Origin of the sequence: Nocardioides astragali (assembly GCF_024436375.1) — a bacterium.
Taxonomy (GTDB): Bacteria; Actinomycetota; Actinomycetes; order Propionibacteriales; family Nocardioidaceae; genus Nocardioides; species Nocardioides astragali.
In genome coordinates, this window is sequence record NZ_JAFMZM010000007.1 from 6,731 (window position 1) to 28,982 (window position 22,252).

Genomic DNA, 22,252 nt, shown 5'->3' on the forward strand with positions numbered 1-22,252 from the left:
GCAGTGGCGAGACCGCCACCTTGCCGGCCCTCGATGCGGGCGAGGTGTTCTCCGTCCAGTCCGACGCCGGCTTCAGCTATACCCTCACCCCGGCTCCTGAGCCGGAGCCGAGTGGGCCGAGGTCCTCGGCGTTGATCACGTGGAGCTGTACGGGCAGTCCGTGTCCGTGGGGCGCTCAGACGAGCAATCATGCGGTGGTGTGGTCGGCGGGGGTGAACCCGACCAGCAGTCGGCACGGTTACACGGCGTCGGCGCCGGTGTATGCCCCTGGGGCGACCACGTCGGGCTATCGGGTGGCGATCCATTCCGGGTCGGCCAGCATCTATGCCGGTACCCCGACCGGGTCGCACCGGTTGATCAAGGCGGTGGGCAGTGGCGAGACCGCCACCTTGCCGGCCCTCGATGCGGGCGAGGTGTTCTCCGTCCAGTCCGACGCCGGCTTCAGCTATACCCTCACCCCGCCCGCTCCGTTGCCTCCATCGGGTCCGCCCTGCCAGGACCCGACGGCCTGCAACCCGGTGTCGTGGACACCGGCGCGCTGGGTCTGCAACCTTCCCGGGTGCTCGACCCCTGACTGGGTCGGCGGCGTGCTCGCTTGGCCATCCTGGGCCGCCTACGACTCGAATGGCAGGAGTGGGGACGGCTCTCGCACGGTGTACGGCAACGACGGGACGAGGTTGCACCCGTACATGGGTCCCTGGGCCGATGGCTGTCAGGTCACGGCGGTGGCCGGCGAGATCATGGTGATCGAGTGGGAGCGGGGCACGGAGGTGTGGCGCGAGACGGTGGTCGGACCGGGAGACACCTACACGATCGACCTCGTCGGGCCCGAGAACGGCGCGATGCTCGAGACGCCCAACAACACCGAGCCGTTCACCGCGTCCTTGGCAAACTGCACGCCGGAGCCGATCAACCCAGGATGACCTCGCCACGCGGGCGGGTCAGCAGACGGAGGGCCGGAATATCCCCGCCAGGGCAGACGCTGGGCCGACCGTGACCGCTCTCTCCGTCCTCGACCTCGTGCCCGTCCGCAGCGACCAGACGACCGGCGACGCCCTCGCGGCGTCGCGTCGGCTGGCCCAGGTCGCCGACGAGCTGGGCTACCGCCGCTACTGGGTCGCCGAGCACCACAACATGCCGGCCGTCGCGGCGACCAACCCGCCGGTCCTCATCGCGATGCTCGCCTCGGCGACCTCGCGGATCAAGGTCGGGTCCGGTGGTGTCATGCTGCCCAACCACGCGCCGCTGGTCGTGGCCGAGCAGTTCGCGCTCCTCGAGGCGGCCTTTCCCGGACGCATCGACCTCGGCATCGGGCGCGCGCCGGGCACCGACCCGTTGACCAGGTACGTCCTCCGTGGCGGCAGCGCCGAGTCGGCCGACGACGCCGTCACCCGCTTCCCGGAGTACGTCGACGACATCCGCACGCTGATGACGACCGAGGGTGTCGAGGTGCAGGTCGGCCCGCGCCGCCAGCCCCTGCGCGCGACGCCGGCGGCCCGGACGATCGCCGACATGTGGCTGCTCGGGTCCTCGGACTACTCCGCCCGGCTGGCCGCCGAGAAGGGCCTGCCCTACGTCTTTGCCCACCACTTCTCCGGGGACGGGACGGGGGCCGCCCTCGACCTGTACCGGTCGTCCTACCAGCCCTCGCCGGACTACCCGGAGCCGCGCACCTTCCTCACCGTCAACGCCGTCGTGGCAGAGACCGAGGAGGAAGCCGTACGGCTGGCACTGCCCAACGTGCAGCAGATGATCGCGCTGCGCACCGGCGCCCCGCTGCACCCGCAGCGGCTCGTCGAGCAGGCGGAGGCGGTCGAGATGACGCCCGAGCAGCGCTCCCTGGGCCAGGCGATGTCGCGCCGCTGGATCGTCGGCTCCGCGGATCAGGCCCGGACGCGCCTCGACGAGCTCGCGACGACGTACGGCGTGGACGAGGTGATGGTGCACCCGGTCGCAGGAGCCACGCAGGGCACCGACGCCACCACGTCCCCCAACCGGGAGACGACCCTGCGCCTGCTCGCAGGCTGACCCGGTCGGTCAGTGGCGCTCCTCCAGACCGACGGCCTCGCGGAGCCGCTTCACCGCCTCGTGCAGCTCGGGGTCGTCAGCGGCGCGTGACTCCATCAGCGCGGCGAGCGCCTCGGCCAGCACGTTGAGCTTCTCCTGCATGGACTCGGTGTTGCGCCGGCCGGCGTTCTCGAGCAGCACGAGCAGGAGCAGCGAGAGCACCGCGGTGAAGGTGTGAAGGGCGAGCTCCCACTTCGTGGTGCTCTTCCAGAGCGGGTAGCTGACCGCCCACACGACGACGACGGCCACGCACACGGCGAAGAACGGCGCGCGGCTGATGAGCTTGGTCGACACCTCGACGAACTGCTCGAACGGGTTCAGCCCGGTGCTCTTCTCGCGGCTCTCGGCCGCATCGGTGCGTTCCATGGATGGAGGCTAGTCGCGCGGAGGGTCTCGAGTCGGCCTAGTCGCCGCGACCCAGGCCGGCGTCGCGGGCCCGGATGATGACGTCGGCCCGGTCGGTGGCCTGCAGCTTGGCCAGGATGCTGGTGATGTTGTTGCGGATCGTCTTGGGCGACAGGAACAGCTGTTGTGCGATCTGGCCGTTGTTCCGCCCGGCCGCGATGAGGTCGAGGATCTCCGTCTCGCGCTCGGTCAGCTCGGGGAAGGGGCGCTCGGGACGCGCGGCCGGTGCGAGCACCTCGGCGATGCGCGCGGCGAGCGAGGCGCCAAAGACGACCCCGCCGCCGTGCACCGTCGAGACGGCCCGGACGATCTCGTCCTGCTCGGCCCCCTTGCGCAGGTAGCCGCGTGCGCCGGCACGCAGGGCGGAGAGCACTGTCCCGTCGTCCTCGCCCATGGTCAGCACCAGGACCCCGACCTGGGGTCGCGCCGCGACGATCGCCCGGGTCGCGTCGATGCCGTTCATCACGGGCATCTGGACGTCCATGATGACCACGTCGGGACGGTGCTCCTGGGCCTGCGTCACCGCCTCGGCGCCGTCCGAGGCGCGTGCCACGACCTCGAAGCCCGGCAACGGGTCGAGAAGGGAGGCGAGCCCGTCGCGGAATACCGGGTGGTCGTCGGCGATCAGCAGCCGGATCGCGTCGCTCATCGGGAGCTCCTCTCGCTCGTCCCGACAGTGTCGGGGACGGCGGTGCCGTAGGGCAGCACGGCACGCACCGTCGTACCACCTCCGTCGGGGCAGGTGACCTCGCACCGGCCGCCGAGCTCCTCGGCCCGCTCGCGCAGCGACAGCAGCCCCACGCCGGCCGTGACGTCGGGTCCGATGCCGCGGCCGTTGTCGGCCACGCTGACGGTCAGGGCGGTCGCGCCGGCCTCGAGGTGTACGTCGACCGCGCCCGCGGCGGCGTGCTTGACCACGTTGGTGAGGGCCTCCGAGACGATGCGGTAGGCGGCCACCTCCACGGCGGCGGGAAGCCCGACGAGCCCCTCCGCCCGAACGGCGACGTCCACCTCGGAGCGCACGCGGTCGGCCTGCTGCCGCAGGGCTGCCTCGAGGCCGAGGTCGTCCAGGGCCGGGGGACGGAGGTCGTGCACGAGACGGCGTACGTCGTCGAGGGCGCCGCTCACCTCGGTGCGGGCCAGGGCGACGAGCTCGCGGGCCCGTCCGGGGTCGGCGTCGATGGCGTTGCCGGCGGCCTGCAGGCGCAGTGCGACGCCGCCCAGGACGGGCCCCAGGCCGTCGTGCAGGTCGCGCCGGATCCGGCGGCGGTCGTCCTCACGGCCCAGCACCAGCCGCTCCCGGCTCTCCTGGAGCTCGGTCGCCAGCAGCCGTGCCCGGATGGCGACGGCGGCCTGACGCACCAGGTCGACGAGCAGGCCCTGGTCGCGGTGCGACAGCATCGAGCGGAAGCCTTGGACCGGCAGCACGAGACGGCCCACCTGCTGGCCCTGGTAGGCGATGTCGATCGCCTGCACCTCGGCGGGCGCGGGACCGTGTGATGCCGAGAGCATGCCGCCGTCGGGGGCCAGCACGTCCACCCGGACGTGGCGGACCTTGAAGGTCTCGGCGACGGCGCCGGCGAGTGCGGGAAGCTGCTCGTCCACAGTGCCGCTGGTCTCGAGCCGCGCGGCGAGGGCGGAGACCGCGCCGTAGCGGTCGCCGCGCCGACCCAGCAGGAGACGCCGTACGCCGCTGCCGAGCCAGGACCGCAGCGGCCCGTAGACCACCACGGCCAGGACCAGGACCAGGACCGTGACGTCGCGCTCGTCGAGCCGGTCTCCCATCAGCTCGGAGCCCGCCGCGAGGACAGCGACGTCGACCAGTACCACGACAGCCGCGACGACGGCGGTGGTCAGGGTCCACGCCACCAGCGCGTCGACGTCGCCGAGCTCGGGGCGCAGGAGCCCGATGGTCACCGACACGGCCAGCGCCGCCACGGCGAGGTCGAGCAGGACGGTCGTGACGGTGCCGCCGACCGACAGGGTCGCGCCCGCCAGCACCATCAGCACGCACATGATCCCGGCCCACAACAGCCACCGGAGCTGGGTGCGTTCGCGCGGTCCGGCTCCACGGTGGCGTACCCAGACCAGGGCGACCGCCGCCACGATCGATCCAAGGGTGACGACCTGGGCGAGGCGCAGGAGGAGCTCGGCCGTGGCGTCGCTGAAGGGCAGCCGGACGATCTCGGTGGAGCCGACGGGCTCGCCACGGGTGAAGACGACCGAGTCCGGGGCCAGCAGCAGCATGGTCGGGAGGGCGAGCGAGGCGACGAGGACCGCGACGCCGGCGGGACGCCAGCGGCCGGTCAGCAGCCGGCCCGTGGGGTAGAGCAGCAGCAGGGCCACCAGCCCCGACAGCAGGAAGGCGCCGACCCGCCCAACGAACCAGTAGGCGAAGTCGGAGCCGGGCAGGTCACGAGCCAGGCTGTAGGCCGGCCAGCCGTAGAGAGCCCCGTCGACCGTCCACGCCACGGCGACCAGCGCCAGCAGCCAGCCGACGGTGTCGCGGGGGCGGGCATGGAGCACGACGACCGCCGCGATCGCGAGCAGCACGCCCGGCAGGGCCGTGGCGGTGGCGGGCTCGGTGAGGGCCAGCGCCCGCTCGGCACTGGTGGTCGCCAGGTCGAGCCACACGGAGGCACCGACCGCGGCGATCGCGGTCGTGGTGACGACGACGGGTCCCAGGGTCAGGCGGCTCACGCGAGCAGTATCACCGCGGGGGAGTCCCGGCGTCCCGGGACCCAGGTCCCTGCTCGCGGGGACCGCGCGACGGGACCAGGAGCGGGACCGCTCTCCCTGACGTGCGGGTCACCGGGACGGCGAACGTTGGGCCACGCCGCACCCCGCGGAGCTCACCACGATCCGAACAGGAGTCACGACCGTGACCATCTCGCACTCTCCCGCTCCCGCTCGTTCCGACGTCGCCGCCGACGCTCTGGGCACCTCCACCACCACTCGGCCCTTCCTCCTGCACGGCCGCGTGCTCACCGTGGGTGCCCTGACGTGGGCCGGAGCCATGGCCTTCACCGGGCTCGACCCGCGGACCGATGGGGCCGCGGTGGCGTTCGCCGCCGGGTCCGGGCTCTTCCAGGTCGGCGTCCTCTTCCTCCTGCGGACCCTGTGGCGCACCCGGGCGATCGGTGAGGGCCGCTTCGCTCGCGTCGTCCTGCGGGTCGAGGCCGTGGCCGTCGCGCTCGCGATGTGCTCCACGCTCGCCGACGGACTGGGCCTGACGAACATGGGCCAGGTCGGATGGATGCTGCTGGACGCCTTCTGGCCGCTGTCGATGCTCGGCATGTTCCTCATCGGCATCCGGATCGCCGTCGCGGGCCGCTGGCGGGGCGTCACCCGCTGGTGGCCGCTGGTCGCCGAGAGCTGGGCGGTCGTCACGATCCCCGCGCTCGGCATCTTCGGCGAGACGGTCGGCCACGTCGTGGCGTGCGCCCACCTCGTCGTCGGCTACGCCGTGCTCGGCTTCCTGGTCTCCCGGAAGCAGGACTGACCTCCCCTCGAGCGGACCCGAGGCCGCTCAACGCCCGGCCTGCCGAGCGTTGAGCGGCCATCCCGTACGTCCGGCCCGGCTCAGTCGAGCGCCAGCCCCGCCGCAGGGGTGACGCGGGCGGCCTTGCGGGCAGGCAGGACGCAGGCCGCGAGACCGGCCAGCGCCGCCACGAGGGCGACCCCCGCCACCTGCAGCGCGGGCACCGTGAGCCGGGCGTCCTCCACCACGCTCGCGATGAGCACCTGCACGCCGACCCAGGCGAAGACGAGCCCGAGCGCGATGCCCAGCACAGTGGCCACCGTCGACAGCAGCAGCCCCTCGGCGGCCATGGCGCGGCGCAGCTGGGTGCGGGTGAGTCCCATCGCCCGGAGCAGGGCGTTCTCGCGTCCCCGCTCGAGGACCGAGAGGCCGAGCGTGTTGGCGATGCCGACGAGGGCGATCACGATCGCGATGCCGAGCAGCCCCACGACGGCGCCGGTCAGGATGTCGACCTGGAGGTCGACCCACGCCCGTTGGGAGTAGCCGCCGTCCAGGCCCGCCCCGGCGGCGCCGGACAGGGCGGCGAGGTCGCCGCGGAGGTCCTCCGCGTCCGCACCCTCGCTGGCACGGACCCACAGCGCGACCGGCTGCGGCGCGGGGTCCAGCGCCGCGAGCGTGGCCTGCGAGACCAGACCGGCGCGGCCCCAGCCGTCCGAGACCACGACCTGGAGGGAGCGCTCGCGCCCGGCCACGGTCACGGTGACCTCCTGGTCGTCGCGCACCTGCTTGCCCAGCCTGGCGGGCAGCTCGTCGACGACGGCGTACGGCAGGTGGAGCACGCTGTCGTCGGGGACGAGGTCGCGGCCGCCGCGTACGACACCCGGCTGGGCGCCCACGCCGGCGAGCGGGACCTCGACGCCGCCGATGGTGGCCGTGGTGCCGTCCAGCACGGCCACGTCGGCGACCAGCTCGAGGGCACCCGCCCGCTCGGCCAGGCCGGCGTCGAGCGGCCCGTCGACAGCGGTGATCGTCGCGTCGATCGGGTGGGAGACGTCCATCTCGCGGTCGAGCTCGGTGCGCGAGGACGCGAGTCCCGTCAGCACCGCCGTCGTCAGGGTGACACCCACGAGCAGCGAGGCTGCGGTCGTGGCCGTACGCCTCGGGTTGCGCACGGCGTTGCCGGTGGCGAGGCGGCGCACCGGACCGGCGCCGGGCAGCCCGCCCACCAGCCGGATCAGGGCCGGCACGAGGACCGGCCCGAGCAGCAGCACGCCGACGAACGCGACCACTCCACCGACGAGCATCACCGGCACGGCGTGGGTGGCGACGGAGGCCGCCAGCAGCACGGTGCCGCCGACGAGGAAGAGCCCGGCGAGCACCATCCGCCACCGCCCGGCGGCGGAGCGTACGTCGACCCCCGTGTCGGGGCGCAGCGCCGCAAGGGGCGCGACCTTCGTGGCGGATCGGGTCGGGAGCCACGCGGCGAGGAGCGTGACGAGGATGCCGACGGCGAAGGCGCCGCCGACCCAGGCCGGAGGGAGCGTCGCCGGCCCCATGTCGGCGAACCAGTGGCGCACCAGCGCGACCAGGCCGTGGCCCATCGCCATACCGGCCGCGAGCCCGAGGGCGGAGGCCACCACGCCGAGCACCAGTGCCTCGACGCGCACCGCCCGGCGCAGCTGGCGCCGGGTGACGCCGACGCACCGGAGCAGGGCGAACTCGCGCTGCCGCTGGGCGAAGAGGATGGCGAAGGTGTTGGCGATGACCATCACCCCGACGACGAGCGCGATGGCCACGAAGATCAGCGCCATGACGGCGAGGATGTCGACGCCGCGGGAGATCTCCGCCTGGCGGGCGGCGACCCACTCCTGGGCGGGTTCGACCGTCGCCCCGGGCGCGATGCCCAGCGCGAGCTCCTCGGTCCCGCCCCACGCCACCGAGTCGACCCACAGGGTTCCGCGGAACCGGTCGAGGACCTGCCACGGCACGTAGAGCGAGGCGCCCAGGGCGGGCGGACTGTCGACGAGCCCGACGACCTCGACGTCGGACGCGGCCTTGCCGGTGCCGATCGTGAGGACGTCGCCGATCGCGACGTCGGTGCTCTTGGCGGCGTTGACGTCTGCCACCGCCTCGCCCGGCCCGCTCGGGAACCGTCCGTCCTCCAGCACCTGCCACTGCAGGGCGGGGTCGAGGGAGGCCTCGGCGATGTCGGCGGACGCCGCGAGCTGCACCCCCTCGCGGGCGACGCTCTCCATCGCGTAGCCCAGGGTCAGTGCGGGTACGCCTTCCTCTGCAGCCCCGTCCACCAGCCTGGCCGCGGCCCTCGGGTCGTCGACGGTCACGACGTGGTCCACGGCGGCGACGGGGGCACCGACGTCGGCCGTGAGGCCCTCACGCATCGCGCCCGTCAGCATGCCGGTCACGACGACGAAGGCGACGCCGATCACGACGGCGAGGGCCGCGGCGACGTACCTCCGCGTGTGGTGGCGCAGCGACGCCAGCAGCACCGTACGCATCAGGCCCTCCGTCCGCGCAGGGCGGCGACGAGCTCGTCCTGGCCGGGCTCGGTCAGGTGGGCGGTCACCGCTCCGTCGTGGATGACCACGACGTCGTCCGCGTACGCCGCCGCGCCGAGCTCGTGGGTCACCATCACGACGGTCATGCCGAGCTCGCGGACCGAGCGGCGGAGGTGGTCGAGCACCTCCGCGCTCGCCTCGCTGTCGAGGTTGCCGGTGGGCTCGTCGGCGAAGACGATGGCCGGCTGGGTGACGAGCGCACGGGCGATCGCGACGCGCTGCTGCTGCCCACCCGACAGCTGGCTCGGCAGGTGGCCGAGGCGGTCGGCGAGGCCGAGCACGCCGACGATCTGGTCGTAGCGCTCCCGGTCGAGCGCGCGGCCGGACAGCTCGAGGGGCAGGACGATGTTCTGCCCGGCGGTGAGCATCGGCAGCAGGTTGAAGGCCTGGAAGACGAACCCGACGTGCTCGCGGCGGAAGAGGGTGAGCGCGGTGTCGTCGAGCCCGGCCAGGTCGCGGCCGGCGACCGTCACCGAGCCGCTGGTCGCGGCATCGAGGCCGGCGAGGCAGTGCATGAGAGTGGACTTGCCGGAGCCGCTGGGGCCCATGATCGCGGTGAAGCGACCAGCCGGCACATCGAGGTCGATGCCGCGCAGCGCGTGCACCGCCCCCTCCCCGGCGCCGTAGGTGCGGGTGAGGCCGCGGGCGCTCGCGGCGGTGGCTGTGTCCTGGAGTGTGGTTGTCATGGGGACAACGCTCGCCGTCCGCGGCCCCGGGATCGTCGGTCCCCAGCACTGACCTGGCGTCCGTCCGGGGGTGGACGCCGCGTAGCCGCGTACGACCGGGGGAGGACGCGCGGGCCGTCAGGGCGTGACGAGGCCGGACTCGTAGCCCAGCACGACCAGCTGTACGCGGTCGCGCGAGCCGGTCTTGGCGAGGATCCGGCCGACGTGGGTCTTCACGGTCGTCTCCGCCACCACCAGGTCGGTGGCGATCTCGGTGTTGCTGCGTCCGCGGGCGATGAGGGTCAGCACCTCGACCTCGCGCTCGGTGAGGAGGGCGATGCGGTCGTCGTCCGCAGCCGGGGCCGTGGGGTCGGGGAGGGCGGCGAAGTGGTCGAGCAGCCGGCGCGTGGTGCTGGGGGCGACGACGGCGTCGCCGGCTCGGACCGCCCGGATCGCACCCAGCAGGTCGGGTGGGGCGGCGTCCTTGAGCAGGAACGCCGAGGCGCCGGCGCGGATCGCGGCGAAGGCGTACTCGTCGAGGTCGAAGGTTGTCAGCACGATCACCCGGGGCGCCGCGGGCCGGGCGAGCAGGCGACGCGTGGTCTCGACGCCGTCGAGGCGCGGCATCCGGACGTCCATCAGCACCACGTCGGCGGTGGTCACGGCCAGCCGTTCGAGGGCCTCACCGCCGTCGCCGGCATCGCCCACGACCACCATGTCGTCCTGGCTGTCGACGAGCATCCGGAAGCCGGCGCGCACCATCTGCTGGTCGTCGACCAGGAACACGCGGATCTGCCCCTCGCTCGTGCTCACAGCGGCAGCCTCGCAGACACGGCGAAGCCGCCGCCGGTCACCGGGCCGGCCTCGAGGGCGCCGCCGTGGGCGGCCGCCCGCTCGCGCATCCCGACCACTCCCAGGCCGCGCCCGTCGGAGCCCGCCGCCGCCCCGCGTCCGTCGTCGCGCACCTCCACCTCGACGTCGCGGCCCACCGCGACGCGCAGCCTGACCGTGGCGGTCGGGCCGGCGTGCTTGCGGACGTTGGTGAGCGCCTCCTGCACGATGCGGTAGGCCGCCAGCCCGACGCCGTCGGGCACGTCGGGCACGTCCGCGGGCAGGTCTGCCTCCACCCGCGTCCCAGCTGCTCGCGCCTCGTCGACGAGGTGGCGTACGTCGGCCAGACCCGGCTGTGGCGACACCCCGGTGTCGCCGTCGCGCAGCAGTCCCAGCAGGCGCCGCATCTCGGTGAGCGCCTCGCGACCGGTGCCCGAGATCGTCTCCAGCGTGCCGACGGCGACGCCGGGATCCTTGGCAGCGGCGTAGCGCGCGCCGTCGGCCTGGACCACGATCACCGACAGGCCGTGGGCGACCACGTCGTGCATCTCGCGTGCGATCCGCGACCGCTCGTCGCGCGCCGCGAGCTCGACCTCGCGGTCGGCCATCCGCTCGGCCTGCTCCGCCCGCGCGACCAGCGAGTCGACGTACCTCTCGCGCTGCTGGCCGGCGAACCCCAGCGCCCAGGCGGCCGTGACGATGGCCGCGATCGTGACCGTGTAGGGGGCGAGGTTGCCGGCGGTCAGCTCGCCGGCACCGAAGCCGAGCATCCACCTCCCGGCGGCGACCAGCGCCCCGGTGTACCCGACGAGCAGCGCCGTCACGCCCTGCCACCGCGGCGCCCACCGGGCCACGGAGTAGACCGCCACCGGGAAGGCGAGCTGGCCCACGATCGGCTCCTCCAGCGCCACCGCCTGCAGCGCGCTGGCCGCCGCGACGGCGAGGAAGACCAGCCACGGGTGACGGCGGCGCCAGAGCAGCGGCGCCACCTCGACGATCGAGAAGAGCGCCGCAACCGGCTGCCCCGCCGCGACATGGCCCACGCCGCCGAGCACCAGGAGCCCGAGGACGAGCAGCCCGTCGAGCCACCGCCGGCCGCGGGGGCCGAGACGCCACGGGTGCTGGTCCATGGTGCGGACGATAGACGCCGGCGCAGGGCGGCGCGTCAGCCCACGGGAGGACCCCCGTAGGGCCCGGTCCGCCCCGAGTAGGGTGCCAGCCATGACGCAGAACTCTCCCACTGCATGGGAATACCAGGTGGCGCCGATCCCGCTCCACAACGAAGCGCTCATGCTCAACAACTTCGGCCAGGACGGCTGGGAGCTGGTGGCGATCCACACCAACGCGCAAGGTGGCCTGGTGGCCTTCCTCAAGCGCGCGAAGGCCGCCTGACATGGGGGCTGAGGCGAAGCTCGCGGAGATGGGCCTCACCGTCCCCGAGGTCGTCCCGCCGCTCGCGGCCTACCAGCCGACCGCCCGCTCCGGGAACCTCGTCTTCACCGCCGGGCAGCTGCCGGCGCGCGACGGCGAGATGATCGCGATCGGCAAGGTCGGCGGCGAGGTCACCGAGGAGCAGGGATACGAGTGCGCCCGCCAGTGCGCCCTCAACGCGCTCGCCGCGGTCAAGGCCGAGATCGGCTCCCTCGACGACGTCAAGCGCGTCGTCAAGGTCGTCGTCTTCGTCGCCTCGACCCCCGACTTCACCAGTCAGCCGAAGGTCGCCAACGGCGCCTCCGAGCTGCTCGGCGAGGTCTTCGGCGACGCCGGCAAGCACGCCCGCTCCGCCGTCGGCGTGTCGGTGCTGCCGCTCGACGTGCCGGTCGAGGTCGAGATCACCGTCGAGGTCTGAGCTCGCTGTGAGGCGACTCCCGCTTCCCGAGGCGCTCGTCGCCCAGGCGCGCTCGTACGCCGAGGGCGACGCCTCTCCGGCCGAGCCCCGTGACGCGGCGACGGTGGTGCTGCTGCGCCCGGGGCCACGTGGCCCGGAGACCTACCTGCTGCGGCGTCAGGCGTCGATGGCCTTCGCCGGAGGCATGTGCGTCTTCCCCGGAGGCGGGGTCGACCCGCGGGACTTCGACGACGAGCTGGTCGACCGCGGACTCTGGGCCGGGCCTGCCCCCGCCGAGTGGGCCGCGCGCCTGGGCTGCGACGAGCCGAAGGCACGGGCACTGGTCTGCGCCGCGGCGCGGGAGACCTTCGAGGAGTCCGGTGTGCTGCTCGCCGGCCCCACCGCCGAACAGGTCGTCGCCGACACCACCGGCGACGACTGGGAGGCCGACCGCGTCGCCCTCGAGTCGCGCGAGCTGTCCCTGACCGCCTTCCTCGAGAACCGCGCGCTCGTGCTGCGCACCGACCTCCTGGGCGCGTGGTCGGGCTGGCTGACCCCGGTCTTCGAGCCGCGGCGCTACCGCACGTGGTTCTTCGTGGCGAGGATGCCCGAGGGCCAGGTGACTCGCGACGTCTCCAGCGAGTCGTCGTCGGTGACCTGGGCGGGCGCCCTCGACGCCGTCGAGCAGGTCGAGCGCGGCGACATCAACATGTTGCCCCCGACGTGGCTGACCTGCCTCGACATCGCGCAGTACGCCGACCCGGACGCCGTGCTGGACGAGGCGCACCGGCGTCGCGTCGAGATGTTCATGCCCGAGGTGGTGTCGGACGGCGAGGACTTCATCCTGTCCACGCCACCGCGCTACGTCGCCCTGATGGCGGCCAGATGAACACCCCACGCCGTTCTTCTCCTCCGCTGCGCTCCCCCGAACAACGCCGCGGGAACCCCGCATGAGCTGGACGGGCGGCACCTTCGGCGAGACCGGCACCTGCGTGCTGGCCCCCAACGCCGACGTCATGACGCTCGACGGCACCAACACCTGGGTGCTGCGCGACCCCGGTTCCGAGCGGTCGATCGTCGTCGACCCGGGGCCGTCGATCGCCTCCCACCTCGAGGCCATCGACGCGTCCGCCGGTGACGTGGCCGTGGTGCTGCTGACCCACCACCACGCCGACCACAGCGAGGCCGCCCGCGAGTACGCCGAGCGGCACGGCTGCGGCGTACGAGCGCTCGACCCGGCGCACCGCCTCGGGTCGGAGGGCCTGGGGGAGGGAGACGTCGTCACCGCCGGCGACCTCGACGTGCACGTCGTGGCCACGCCCGGCCACACCGCCGACTCGCTCTCCTTCGTGGTGCCGCGCGATCGTGCCGTGCTCACCGGCGACACCGTGCTCGGCCGCGGCACCACCGTCGTCGCGCACCCCGACGGCCAGCTCGGGGCCTACCTCTCCTCTCTCGAGCGGCTCCGCGCGCTCTGCGGGTCAGAGGGCATCACGACCGTCTGGCCCGGCCACGGCCCCGTCATCGACGACGCGCTGGGGGCGCTGGACCACTACCTCGCCCACCGCAAGCAGCGGCTGGAGCAGGTGCGTGAGGCGCTGCGCGACCTGCACGCCGTCGCGCGTGAAGGCGGATCCTTCCCCCACGAGGACCTCCCGCGCGCCATCGTCGAGATCGTCTACGCCGACGTCGACCCGGTGCTGTGGGGTGCCGCGGAGCTGTCGGTGCGCGCCCAGCTGGCGTACCTCACCGAGCGCTGACGCGACGCTGGGGGTTGCGCCCGCGTGGATGGCAGGAGTGAGGTGGGGGCATGGACACCGACATCCAACCGATCGTGGTGCTGTCCCGGGCCCTCGACCAGGCAGGCGACGCCCTGGCCTCGATCCGGTCCGACGACTGGGACAAGCCCACCCCGTGCGGGGACTGGTCCGTGCGCGACCTCGCCGCGCACCTGTCCGCCACGCCGGGGCACTTCCTCCAGATGGCGCGCGGGGAGGAGGTCGACTGGAGCGCCGGCCCCGAGGGTCCCGAGCACGACTGGGTGCCCCGCTTCCGCTCCGACGCCGACGACCTGATCCACCACTGGCACGCGCAGCCCGCCGACCAGGCGGGCCAGGCCGACTGGCAGTCAGCGGAGCTGGGCGTGCACACCTGGGACCTCGTGACCGCGCTCGGCCGGCCCCTTCCACTCGACGACGAGGTGGCCGAGCGGGGCCTGGCCTTCCTGCAGCAGGGCCTCACGGCCGACAACCGCGGCGACGCGTTCGGGGCGCCGGTCGAGGTGGCACCGGACGCGGGAGCCTACGACCGGCTCGCCGCATTCGCCGGCCGCGACCCCCGGGCCTGACTCTTCGGCGGCTACGTCCCAACTCGAGCGGACCAATGTCCGCTCGACGCACGCCATAGCGTGCGACAAGCGGACATGTCGCGCACCCAGTGCGGTCGTCCCGGGGTAGTCCAGTGGCGAACGGTTGTGGAGCGGTGACATCGAGGACCGTTCGTCACTGGACTACCCACGGGTCTGCGCCCGGCCTCGGCTACGCCTGCTTGTGCAGCATCCGGATGTAGGCCAGCCCGGCGAGCAGTGTCACGAGCCCCCCGAGGACGTACGGCAGCTCGCCCTGTCCCTCCTCGGCGCCGGACTCGCTGCCGAAATCGTGGGTGAGCTGCTGCGACGACGTGCCGTCGAGGTCGGGGATGAGGTCGACGGCGATGCTGAGGGGTACGGCGTTCTGCGGGACGTCGCGGGTGATGACCCGGTAGGTCCATTCCTGCTCGGGACGGTCCGGCGAGGTGAAGAGCACCAGGTGCTGGCCCTGGACGTCGGCACCGGGTCCGGCGAACGCCTGGGCGACGACCAGGTCCTCCGCAGCCCAGCCGAGCGGCTGGATGGACGCGCCGCCGGGGTAGAGGTCGGCGGGAAGCTCGCGGTCAGCGCGACGGCCTCTTCGTCGGAGGAACGGTGCGGCGTCCGTCTTCCCTGACGCCAACGCCACGACTTCCCCGTTCGGTGACGGGACACCTCGCAGCGCCGACGGGAAGAGTGGCCTTCCGGCCTGGTCGCCGACGGGGAGGACGCCGCCGGTCTTCTCCCCCTCCTCGTTGCGACCGTTCCACAGGAGCTGGCTCGAGTTGGGGACCCAGCGCAGATCGGTCACCTCGGCGTGCTCCTCGCTACTCGGGAAGTACGTCGCGGTGCCGTCATCGAGGTCGGCCGAGTGGATTCGACCGTTGCTGCGCCATGCCAGATGCCGTCCGTCGGGGGAGAGGACGAGCGGACCTCTGTCGGGCGACAGGTCGGGGAGGTCGAGTGCGTGGTAACGCCCGTCCGTGGCGCCGATGACGACGGGCTGTCCCGCCGCCGAGAAGAATGCGACCGAGGCGCGTCCGACCGCGAGGTCGCTCTCGAGCTCGAGCTCACCGGGGTCCTCGATCCGGCTCGGGATCGCGCCGCCCTCGATCTTCTCCGTCGACGCCGTATCCGCCTCGCGGTCGGTCGTGGTCAGCGTGGCGATGCCTCCCACCGACACCACGAGCGCCAGCGCGGCCGCGACGGCGAAGGCTTGGCCCCGTCGGCGGGCGGCCCGGCCGCGCTGCCAGAGGTCGTCGGCGACGGGCAGCGGTGTGGCCTCGTCGGCGATCCGGTGGAGGGTGGCGCGGAGCTCGTCGGTCATGCGTCTGCTCCGATCAGGTCGGCCAGCTCGGGCGCGAGGGTCCGCAGCCGGCGCAGTGCGTGGCGACTCGTCGACTTCACGGTGCCGGCGGAGACCCCGAGCGCGCGTGCCGTCTCCACCTCCGTGAGGTCCTCGTAGAAGCGCAGCACCAGCACGGTGCGCTGCTTGGGCGTCAGGCGGGCGAGCGCCTGGTCGAGGGTGAGGCGCAGGTCGGTGTCGGACGACTCGACCGCACGGTCGTGGGAGACCAGCTGCGTCTCCGTGATCTGGCGGCGGCGCCACCACGAGATGTTCTGGTGATAGATCGCACGCCGGACGTACGCCTCGGGCGAGGTGTGGATCCGGCCCCAGTGCTTCGCCGCCTGCAGCAGCGCGGCCTGCACGAGGTCCTGCGCCAGGTGGTGGTCACCCGTCAGCAGGTACGCCGTGCGCGACAACGCCGCGCTGCGTGCCTGCACGAACGCGTTGAAACCGGCTTCGTCACCAGTGATCACCGCGACCCTCCCCCCATAAGCACCTCACGACGTTACGACGCACGCGAGGGCCGTGCCGGGGGTCAGGGAGCAGGAGGAAGTTTCAGCGCGCGCGGCGCGAGAGGCGCTCGAGGTCCATGATCACCACGGAGCGGGGCTCCAGGCGCAGCCAGCCGCGCGAGGCGAAGTCGGCGAGCGCCTTGTTGACCGTCTCGCGGGAGGCGCCGACCAGCTGGGCGAGCTCCTCCTGGGTGAGGTCGTGGTGGACGTGGACACCGTCGTCGGCGGTGCGGCCGAAGCGGTCGGCGAGGTCGAGGAGCGCCTTGGCCACGCGGCCCGGGACGTCGGAGAACACCAGGTCCGCGACGACGTCGTTGGACTTGCGCAGCCGGCCGGCGAGCTGGGACAGCAGGCCGCGGGCGACCTGCGGGCGGCCGTCGAGCCACTTGAGCAGGTCGTCGTGGGAGAGGGAGCCGAAGGTGGCGTCGGTGACGGCGGTGACGGTCGCCGAGCGCGGGCCGGGGTCGAAGAGCGAGAGCTCGCCGAACATCTGGCCGGGACCCATGATCGCGAGCAGGTTCTCGCGGCCGTCAGAGGAGGACCGGCCGAGCTTCACCTTGCCCTCGGTGACGATGTAGAGCTTGTCGCCGGAGTCGCCCTCGTGGAAGAGCACCTCGCCACGCCGCAGCGTGGTCTCGGCCATGGAGCCGCCCAGGGCGGTCGCCGCCTCGTCGTCCAGCGAGCTGAACAGCGGTGCCTGCCGAAGCACGTCGTTGTCCACGTCAATCCTCCATGTCAGTGTGCCCCGTGCGGTGCCCGAGTGCCGGGCCCTCGGGATCGGGCACGATCCTAGCCGTGGTGTGGGTCACAAGGGCCATCCTGCCCGGATGGGACGCGGTTTCGCGCCGCCCCCAGCGGTGTCGGCACGGGACCGTAGGCTGGCACCGTGCCTGCGCCGACCGAGACCGTCAAGCCCGACACGACCCTCGTGCGCCGGGCTCGCCGGATGGACCGCATCCTCGCGGCGACCTACCCCGACGCGGCCGCCGAGCTCGACTTCACCAACCCCTTCGAGTGCCTGGTCGTGACGGTCATCTCGGCGCAGACCACCGATCGCCGGGTCAATGCCGCGAGCCCTGCCCTGTTCGCCGCCTATCCCACCCCTGAGGCGATGGCGGCGGCCCCGCGCGAGCACCTCGAGCAGCTCCTGGGTCCCCTGGGGTTCTTCCGCCAGAAGACCGATGCGCTTCTCAAGCTGAGCCAGGCCCTGGTCGACAACTTCGGCGGTGAGGTGCCGGCTCGCCTCGACCACCTGGTCACCCTCCCCGGGGTCGGCCGCAAGACCGCCAACGTCGTGCTCGGCAACGCCTTCGGCAAGCCGGGCATCACCGTCGACACCCACTTCGGTCGGCTGGCCCGTCGCTTCGGCTGGACCGAGGAGACCGACCCGGTCAAGGTCGAGCACGCCGTCGGGGCGCTCTTCCCCAAGCGCGACTGGACGATGGTCTCCCACCACCTCATCTGGCACGGCCGCCGCCGCTGCCACGCCAAGAAGCCGGCGTGCGGTGCCTGCCCGATCGCCACGCTGTGCCCCTCCTACGGGATCGGGCCGACCGATCCCGTCGAGGCGGAGAAGCTGGTCACCACCCAGGGCCCCGCATGAGGCGACTGCTCATTGCGGCGCTGCTCGCCGCGGCGCTCACTGCCTGCACGTCCGGCGACGGCGGCATCGACGTACGTCCTCCCGACGTCGAGGTAGACACCCCCGCGCTGCGCGAGGCCAAGGCGCGCATCGGCATGGAGGACTGTGTGCCCGGCGACGGCGAGCCGGTCGAGGGCGGCCTGCCCGAGGTGACGCTCCCGTGCCTCGGCGGCGGCCCCGACGTCGACCTCTCCTCCCTGCGTGGGCCGCTGGTCATCAACCTCTGGCAGGCCAACTGCGAGCCCTGCCGCGAGGAGATGCCGGCACTCGAGGCCTTCCACCAGCAGTACGCCGACCAGGTGAGCATCCTCGGCATCGACTTCAACGACGTCCACCCCGGCCGCGCCCTGGTGCTGGCCGAGGAGACGAAGGCCACCTATCCCTCGGTCGCCGACCCGGGCGGTGACCTGCTGGCGGAGGACACCTTCGCGGTCGCGCGGCGCGGACTCCCGGCCTTCGTCTTCGTCGACGAGGACGGGACGGTCGTCGGCCAGGCCTCGGGTGGCGTCGACTCCGTCGACGAGGTCACGGACCTGGTGGCGGAGCACTTCGGGATCACGCTGTGATCGATCAGGAGAGCACGCTGTGATCGATCAGGAGAGCACGCTGTGATCGAACCTGGCAGCGGGGCCGTGCTGCCGCGATGGCTGGCGCCCGTGGTCGAGGCGGTCTCCACGATCACCGTCCACGAGCTGACCCGCTTCATGCCTCCCGAGGGCAATGACGCCCGCCGCGGTGCGGTGCTGATGGTGTTCGCCGATCGCCACGACGTCGCCCCGGACGAGCTCGGCCCGGACGACCTCGCCCACCGTGGCGAGCTCCTGCTGACCGAGCGTGCCCACCACATGCGGTCCCACCCCGGCCAGGTGTCGTTCCCGGGAGGTTCGCTCGACGAGGGCGAGACCCCGCGCGAGGCGGCGCTGCGCGAGGCGTACGAGGAGGTCGGCCTCGACCCCGCCCAGGTCGAGGTCTTCGGCGAGCTTCCCGAGCTGTGGTTGCCGCCGAGCAACTTCGCGGTCACCCCGGTCCTGGGTTACTGGCGCGACCGCGGGGAGGTGCGCATCGAGAGTCCCGACGAGGTGCACGCGATCCACCACGTCGCGATCGCCGAGCTGCTCAACCCCGAGCACCGGATCAACGTGCGCCACCCGAGCGGCTGGGTCGGGCCGGGCTTCCTGATCGGGCCCGACAAGGACGTCATCCTGTGGGGCTTCACCGCCGGCATCGTCGCCCGGCTGTTCGGCTACCTCGGGTGGGACGAGGACTGGGACCGGGCGCGGGTGCGTGACCTGCCGGACCACATGCTGCAAGGTGTGCCCAGGAACACCGACCTGGCCCCGAACACCAAGCTCGAGGAGTGAGCTCCATGAACGTCCTCGACTGGTGCCTGGTGGTGCTCGTGGGGATCTATGGGCTCTCGGGCTACTGGCAGGGGTTCATCACCGGCGCCTTCGCCACGTCGGGGCTGCTGCTGGGCGGGCTGCTGGGCATCTGGGCGGCCCCACTGGCACTCGGTGACGCGGCACCGTCGCTGTGGGTCTCCCTGGGTGCGCTCTTCATCGTGATCATCTCAGCGTCCCTGGGGCAGGCGCTGTTCCAGTTCGTCGGCGCGAGGATCCGCGACCGCATCACGTGGCAGCCGATCCGCGCTGTCGATGCCGTCGGTGGGTCGGCGTTGAGCGCGGTCGCGGTGCTGCTGGTCGCGTGGGCGCTGGGGGTTGCCGTGTCCGGCACCCGAATCGGCGGGATCACGCCGATGGTGCGTGACTCAGCCATCCTCGCCAAGGTCAACCGCACCCTGCCGCCCGACTCCAGCAAGGTGCTGCAGGCCTTCAACAACGTTGTCGGCACCACGTTCTTCCCTCGCTACCTCGAGCCCTTCGCCCCGGAGCGGATCGTCGCGGTCAAGCCGGGCGACCCGCGGATGCTCACCGATCCCGACGTGGTCGCCGCCCAAGGCAGCGTGGTCAAGGTCCGGGGCGCCAACGGCTGCGGCAGCGGCGTCGAGGGCACCGGCTTCTTCTTCGCGCCCGGTCGGCTGATGACCAACGCCCACGTCGTCGCCGGTGTCACCCGTCCCGAGGTCGAGGTCGGGGGCTCGTCGGTGGTCGCCTCGGTCGTGCTCTACGACGCCGACCTGGACATCGCGGTCCTCTCGCTGCCCGACGCCGGCGTCGCGCACCTGAGGTTCGACACCGCTGCCGAGCCCGGCGACAACGTGGCCGCGGTCGGCTATCCCGAGGACGGCCCCTACGACGTCCAGGCCGGCCGCATCCGCTCCCAGCAGCGGCTGCGCTCGCCCGACATCTACGGCGAGGGCACGGTGATCCGGCAGGTCTACTCCCTGCGCGCGCTGATCCGCCCCGGCAACTCCGGTGGACCGATCCTCACCTCGGCCGGCGACGTGGCCGGCATGGTCTTCGCCGCCTCTGTCAGCGACCAGGACACCGGCTATGCGCTGACCGCGAGCCAGGTCTCCGAGTCCGCCGCGCTGGGCGTCACCCGGGAGTCGCCGGTCGACACCGGCACGTGCGTGCGCTGAACGGCGTACGTCCGCCGAGGCTCAGCCGCGACCCTTGAGGGCCGACGGGATCTGTCTGCCCTGCTCGATCGCGCGCTCGGGCGCCTTGACCTGCTTGACCTGCTTGAGGCCGATGAAGGCGAGCAGTCCGGCGAGGAGGACGTAGAGCGCGAAGACGACTAGGAAGGCCCAGTGGAGGTCGAGGCCGTCGCCGTTCCAGTGGAGGAAGTAGGCGAGCGCGACCGAGAGCATGATGACCGAGAGCAGGCCCAGGAAGGCTGCTGCGCCGAAGAGGCCGATGCCGACGCCACCGTGCTTGACGCTGACCTTCAGCTCGGTCTTGGCGAGCTGGATCTCCTTGGAGATGAGGGTCGAGATGTCGCGCTGGGCGTCCATGACGAGCTTGCCGAGCGTCGGATCGGTGTCCTTGATCGGTTCGATGGCCATGCGGAGAGGTCCTTCGGTGTACGCCGGGGGCTGACTGCTGCGACCCTACCAACGCGTCTGTCTAGACTGGGGCCTCAGGTGAGCCGGGAAGTCTGGTCGGCCCGTGGCGTCGCCGCCGCGGTGATGCTGCTTCGACCACCCCGGAAGGACGCGCCACCTCATGGCCTCACGCCCGACGAACCCGCACGACGACCCGAGCACCGCCGACGACCTGTGGGAGACCGGCCCGAGCTACCTGGCCAGCAACAAGGCGCTCGCCCGCCTGGTCGCGCGACCGGTGCGCGAGTTCCTGCGCGTCGAGGCGGCTGGATCGCTGCTGCTGCTGCTCGCGGCGGCCATCGCGCTGGTGTGGGCCAACAGCCCGTGGGCGGAGTCGTACGACGCGCTCTGGCACACCCACCTCACCCTCGACGTCGGGGCTCTGCACCTCGACGAGTCCCTTCAGCACTGGGTCAACGACGCGCTGATGGTCATCTTCTTCTTCGTCGTCGGCCTGGAGATCAAGTACGAGCTGGTCAACGGCGACCTGCGTGACCCCCGGACCGCGGCCCTGCCGATCATCGCGGCAGTCGGCGGGATGCTGGTGCCGGCCGGGCTCTACCTCGCCCTCAACCCGCCCGGCAGCGACGGCAGTGCGGGCTGGGGCATCCCGATGGCGACCGACATCGCCTTCGCGGTCGGCGTGCTCGGGATCCTCGGGCGGCGGATCCCGTCGGCGGCTCGGTTGTTCCTGCTGACGCTGGCGATCGTCGACGACATCGGCGCGATCCTGGTGATCGCTGTCTTCTACACCGCCGACCTCTCGCTGACCTGGCTGGCGATCGCGATCGGCCTGCTCGCCGCCATGGTGGTCGCGCGGATGCTGCGGATCTGGACGGTCGTCGTCTACGCGATCCTCGGCGTCGGGGTCTGGTTCGCCCTGCTCGAGTCCGGCGTCCACGCCACCCTCGCCGGCGTGGCGATCGGCCTGCTCGCCCCGGCCGGCCCGCTGCTCAAGGAGGAGGTCGCCCGCCGCCACGCCACGGCTGCGCTGCGCGACCACACCCTCGACCCCGACGAGCTGGCCAGGCTGCGGTTCCTGCTCAAGGAGTCGGTCTCGGTGGTGGAGCGGCTGCAGAGCACGCTGCACCCGGTGTCGGCGTACGTCGTGCTCCCGGTCTTCGCGCTCGCCAACGCCGGCGTCGAGCTGGGCGCGATCGGCGACGTCTTCACCGAACCGGTCGGCCTGGGCATCGTGCTGGGGCTGGTGGTCGGCAAGCCGGTCGGCATCCTGCTCGCCTCGTTCCTGGCCGTACGCACCGGGCTCGGCAAGCTGCCGGAGCACACCAGCTGGCCGATGGTCCTCGGCCTCGGAGCGGTCGGCGGCATCGGCTTCACGGTGTCGATCTTCATCGCCGGGCTGTCCTTCCCTGGCGCCGAGCTGCTGACCGACGAGGCGAAGATCGCAATCCTGCTGGCCTCCGTGCTCGCGGCCGTCGTGGGGGTCGTCCTGCTGCTGGCCGCGACCCGCGGCCGGTCTGACGAGCGCGGGACCGCCGACGGAAGGGGTATCTAGGGACGTTCTGGTAGGCCGGAGGGCCTC

At 72.6% G+C, this 22,252-nt stretch carries 24 protein-coding genes; 13 read left to right on the top strand and 11 right to left on the bottom strand.

The features are described from left to right. Both J3P44_RS21820 and J3P44_RS21825 read left to right on the top strand, forming a co-directional pair. A partial coding sequence (locus J3P44_RS21820; RefSeq protein ID WP_255892603.1) for a hypothetical protein occupies nucleotides 1-923 on the top strand: 923 nt, incomplete at its 5' end. Between the two features lie 70 nt (nucleotides 924-993). After that, nucleotides 994-2,028, top strand: a complete 1,035-nt coding sequence (locus J3P44_RS21825) for an LLM class flavin-dependent oxidoreductase (protein WP_255892605.1) — start codon at nucleotides 994-996, stop codon at nucleotides 2,026-2,028. 9 nt (nucleotides 2,029-2,037) lie between these two features. Here the strand turns inward: J3P44_RS21825 and J3P44_RS21830 are convergent, their stop codons facing one another. The 3 genes from J3P44_RS21830 to J3P44_RS21840 are packed head-to-tail and all read right to left on the bottom strand — an operon-like array spanning nucleotide 2,038 to nucleotide 5,172. Further along, a complete protein-coding gene (locus J3P44_RS21830) occupies nucleotides 2,038-2,433 on the bottom strand; it encodes a low affinity iron permease family protein (RefSeq protein ID WP_255892606.1) in 396 nt (131 codons plus the stop codon). Nucleotides 2,434-2,470: 37 nt separating this feature from the next. Continuing rightward, nucleotides 2,471-3,121, bottom strand: a complete 651-nt coding sequence (locus J3P44_RS21835) for a response regulator transcription factor (RefSeq protein ID WP_255892607.1) — start codon at nucleotides 3,119-3,121, stop codon at nucleotides 2,471-2,473. Next, nucleotides 3,118-5,172 (bottom strand): sensor histidine kinase, encoded by a 2,055-nt coding sequence (locus tag J3P44_RS21840; protein ID WP_255892608.1) that lies wholly within the window; start codon nucleotides 5,170-5,172, stop codon nucleotides 3,118-3,120. Before J3P44_RS21840 ends, J3P44_RS21835 begins: the two co-directional genes overlap by 4 nt. A gap of 181 nt (nucleotides 5,173-5,353) precedes the next feature. Between J3P44_RS21840 and J3P44_RS21845 the strand changes: the two genes are divergently transcribed. After that, a complete protein-coding gene (locus J3P44_RS21845; RefSeq protein WP_255892609.1) occupies nucleotides 5,354-5,974 on the top strand; it encodes a hypothetical protein in 621 nt (206 codons plus the stop codon). Nucleotides 5,975-6,054: 80 nt separating this feature from the next. Here the strand turns inward: J3P44_RS21845 and J3P44_RS21850 are convergent, their stop codons facing one another. The 4 genes from J3P44_RS21850 to J3P44_RS21865 form a co-directional block, all read right to left on the bottom strand. Next, nucleotides 6,055-8,469 carry an ABC transporter permease gene (locus tag J3P44_RS21850; RefSeq protein ID WP_255892610.1) on the bottom strand — a complete coding sequence of 805 codons (2,415 nt, stop codon included), beginning with the start codon at nucleotides 8,467-8,469 and terminating at the stop codon, nucleotides 6,055-6,057. Next, nucleotides 8,469-9,215, bottom strand: coding sequence for an ABC transporter ATP-binding protein (locus J3P44_RS21855; RefSeq protein WP_255892611.1), 747 nt, complete (start codon nucleotides 9,213-9,215; stop codon nucleotides 8,469-8,471). Before J3P44_RS21855 ends, J3P44_RS21850 begins: the two co-directional genes overlap by 1 nt. A gap of 117 nt (nucleotides 9,216-9,332) precedes the next feature. After that, the gene (locus tag J3P44_RS21860; RefSeq protein ID WP_255892612.1) at nucleotides 9,333-10,007 is read right to left on the bottom strand and encodes a response regulator; all 675 of its coding nucleotides are present in this window, start codon (nucleotides 10,005-10,007) and stop codon (nucleotides 9,333-9,335) included. Continuing rightward, complete coding sequence (locus J3P44_RS21865; RefSeq protein ID WP_255892613.1) at nucleotides 10,004-11,155, bottom strand: sensor histidine kinase; 1,152 nt, start codon at nucleotides 11,153-11,155, stop codon at nucleotides 10,004-10,006. The genes J3P44_RS21860 and J3P44_RS21865 overlap by 4 nt, the downstream gene beginning before the upstream one ends. 91 nt (nucleotides 11,156-11,246) lie before the next feature. Between J3P44_RS21865 and sp36 the strand changes: the two genes are divergently transcribed. From sp36 to J3P44_RS21890, 5 genes are all read left to right on the top strand, one after another. Beyond that, on the top strand, nucleotides 11,247-11,417 hold the full coding sequence (gene sp36, locus J3P44_RS21870; protein WP_255892614.1) for a Sp36 family protein: 171 nt from the start codon (nucleotides 11,247-11,249) through the stop codon (nucleotides 11,415-11,417). Between the two features lies 1 nt (nucleotide 11,418). Next, nucleotides 11,419-11,874: a RidA family protein gene (locus J3P44_RS21875; protein ID WP_255892615.1), complete on the top strand. Its 456-nt coding sequence runs from the start codon at nucleotides 11,419-11,421 to the stop codon at nucleotides 11,872-11,874. A 7-nt stretch (nucleotides 11,875-11,881) separates the two neighbouring features. Beyond that, nucleotides 11,882-12,742: an NUDIX hydrolase gene (locus tag J3P44_RS21880; protein WP_255892616.1), complete on the top strand. Its 861-nt coding sequence runs from the start codon at nucleotides 11,882-11,884 to the stop codon at nucleotides 12,740-12,742. 61 nt (nucleotides 12,743-12,803) lie between these two features. Further along, entirely contained in the window at nucleotides 12,804-13,613 is an 810-nt protein-coding gene (locus tag J3P44_RS21885; protein WP_255892617.1) for an MBL fold metallo-hydrolase, read from the top strand. Between the two features lie 50 nt (nucleotides 13,614-13,663). Then, nucleotides 13,664-14,200, top strand: coding sequence for a TIGR03086 family metal-binding protein (locus tag J3P44_RS21890; RefSeq protein ID WP_255892618.1), 537 nt, complete (start codon nucleotides 13,664-13,666; stop codon nucleotides 14,198-14,200). A gap of 190 nt (nucleotides 14,201-14,390) precedes the next feature. Here the strand turns inward: J3P44_RS21890 and J3P44_RS21895 are convergent, their stop codons facing one another. The 3 genes from J3P44_RS21895 to J3P44_RS21905 all read right to left on the bottom strand — a co-directional run bounded on the left by J3P44_RS21895 (nucleotide 14,391) and on the right by J3P44_RS21905 (nucleotide 16,781). Next, nucleotides 14,391-15,527 carry a TolB family protein gene (locus J3P44_RS21895; RefSeq protein ID WP_255892619.1) on the bottom strand — a complete coding sequence of 379 codons (1,137 nt, stop codon included), beginning with the start codon at nucleotides 15,525-15,527 and terminating at the stop codon, nucleotides 14,391-14,393. Then, a complete protein-coding gene (locus tag J3P44_RS21900) occupies nucleotides 15,524-16,021 on the bottom strand; it encodes a SigE family RNA polymerase sigma factor (RefSeq protein WP_255892620.1) in 498 nt (165 codons plus the stop codon). Before J3P44_RS21900 ends, J3P44_RS21895 begins: the two co-directional genes overlap by 4 nt. Before the next feature lie 82 nt (nucleotides 16,022-16,103). Then, complete coding sequence (locus J3P44_RS21905; protein WP_308212289.1) at nucleotides 16,104-16,781, bottom strand: Crp/Fnr family transcriptional regulator; 678 nt, start codon at nucleotides 16,779-16,781, stop codon at nucleotides 16,104-16,106. Between the two features lie 225 nt (nucleotides 16,782-17,006). On the opposite strand from J3P44_RS21905, the gene nth reads away from it, so the two are divergent. Genes nth through J3P44_RS21925 form a run of 4 tightly spaced genes read left to right on the top strand, consistent with a single transcriptional unit; the run spans nucleotide 17,007 to nucleotide 20,244 of the window. Continuing rightward, a complete protein-coding gene (gene nth, locus J3P44_RS21910) occupies nucleotides 17,007-17,663 on the top strand; it encodes an endonuclease III (protein ID WP_255892917.1) in 657 nt (218 codons plus the stop codon). Further along, nucleotides 17,660-18,268: a TlpA family protein disulfide reductase gene (locus J3P44_RS21915; RefSeq protein ID WP_255892621.1), complete on the top strand. Its 609-nt coding sequence runs from the start codon at nucleotides 17,660-17,662 to the stop codon at nucleotides 18,266-18,268. The genes nth and J3P44_RS21915 overlap by 4 nt, the downstream gene beginning before the upstream one ends. 42 nt (nucleotides 18,269-18,310) lie before the next feature. Further along, nucleotides 18,311-19,063 (top strand): NUDIX hydrolase, encoded by a 753-nt coding sequence (locus J3P44_RS21920; protein ID WP_255892622.1) that lies wholly within the window; start codon nucleotides 18,311-18,313, stop codon nucleotides 19,061-19,063. A 5-nt stretch (nucleotides 19,064-19,068) separates the two neighbouring features. Further along, nucleotides 19,069-20,244, top strand: coding sequence for a MarP family serine protease (locus J3P44_RS21925; RefSeq protein WP_255892623.1), 1,176 nt, complete (start codon nucleotides 19,069-19,071; stop codon nucleotides 20,242-20,244). A 21-nt stretch (nucleotides 20,245-20,265) separates the two neighbouring features. On the opposite strand, the gene J3P44_RS21930 is transcribed toward J3P44_RS21925, so the two are convergent. After that, nucleotides 20,266-20,670, bottom strand: a complete 405-nt coding sequence (locus tag J3P44_RS21930) for a phage holin family protein (protein WP_255892624.1) — start codon at nucleotides 20,668-20,670, stop codon at nucleotides 20,266-20,268. Between the two features lie 160 nt (nucleotides 20,671-20,830). On the opposite strand from J3P44_RS21930, the gene nhaA reads away from it, so the two are divergent. Beyond that, complete coding sequence (nhaA, locus tag J3P44_RS21935) at nucleotides 20,831-22,225, top strand: Na+/H+ antiporter NhaA (RefSeq protein WP_255892625.1); 1,395 nt, start codon at nucleotides 20,831-20,833, stop codon at nucleotides 22,223-22,225. Nucleotides 22,226-22,252: the final 27 nt, after the last annotated feature.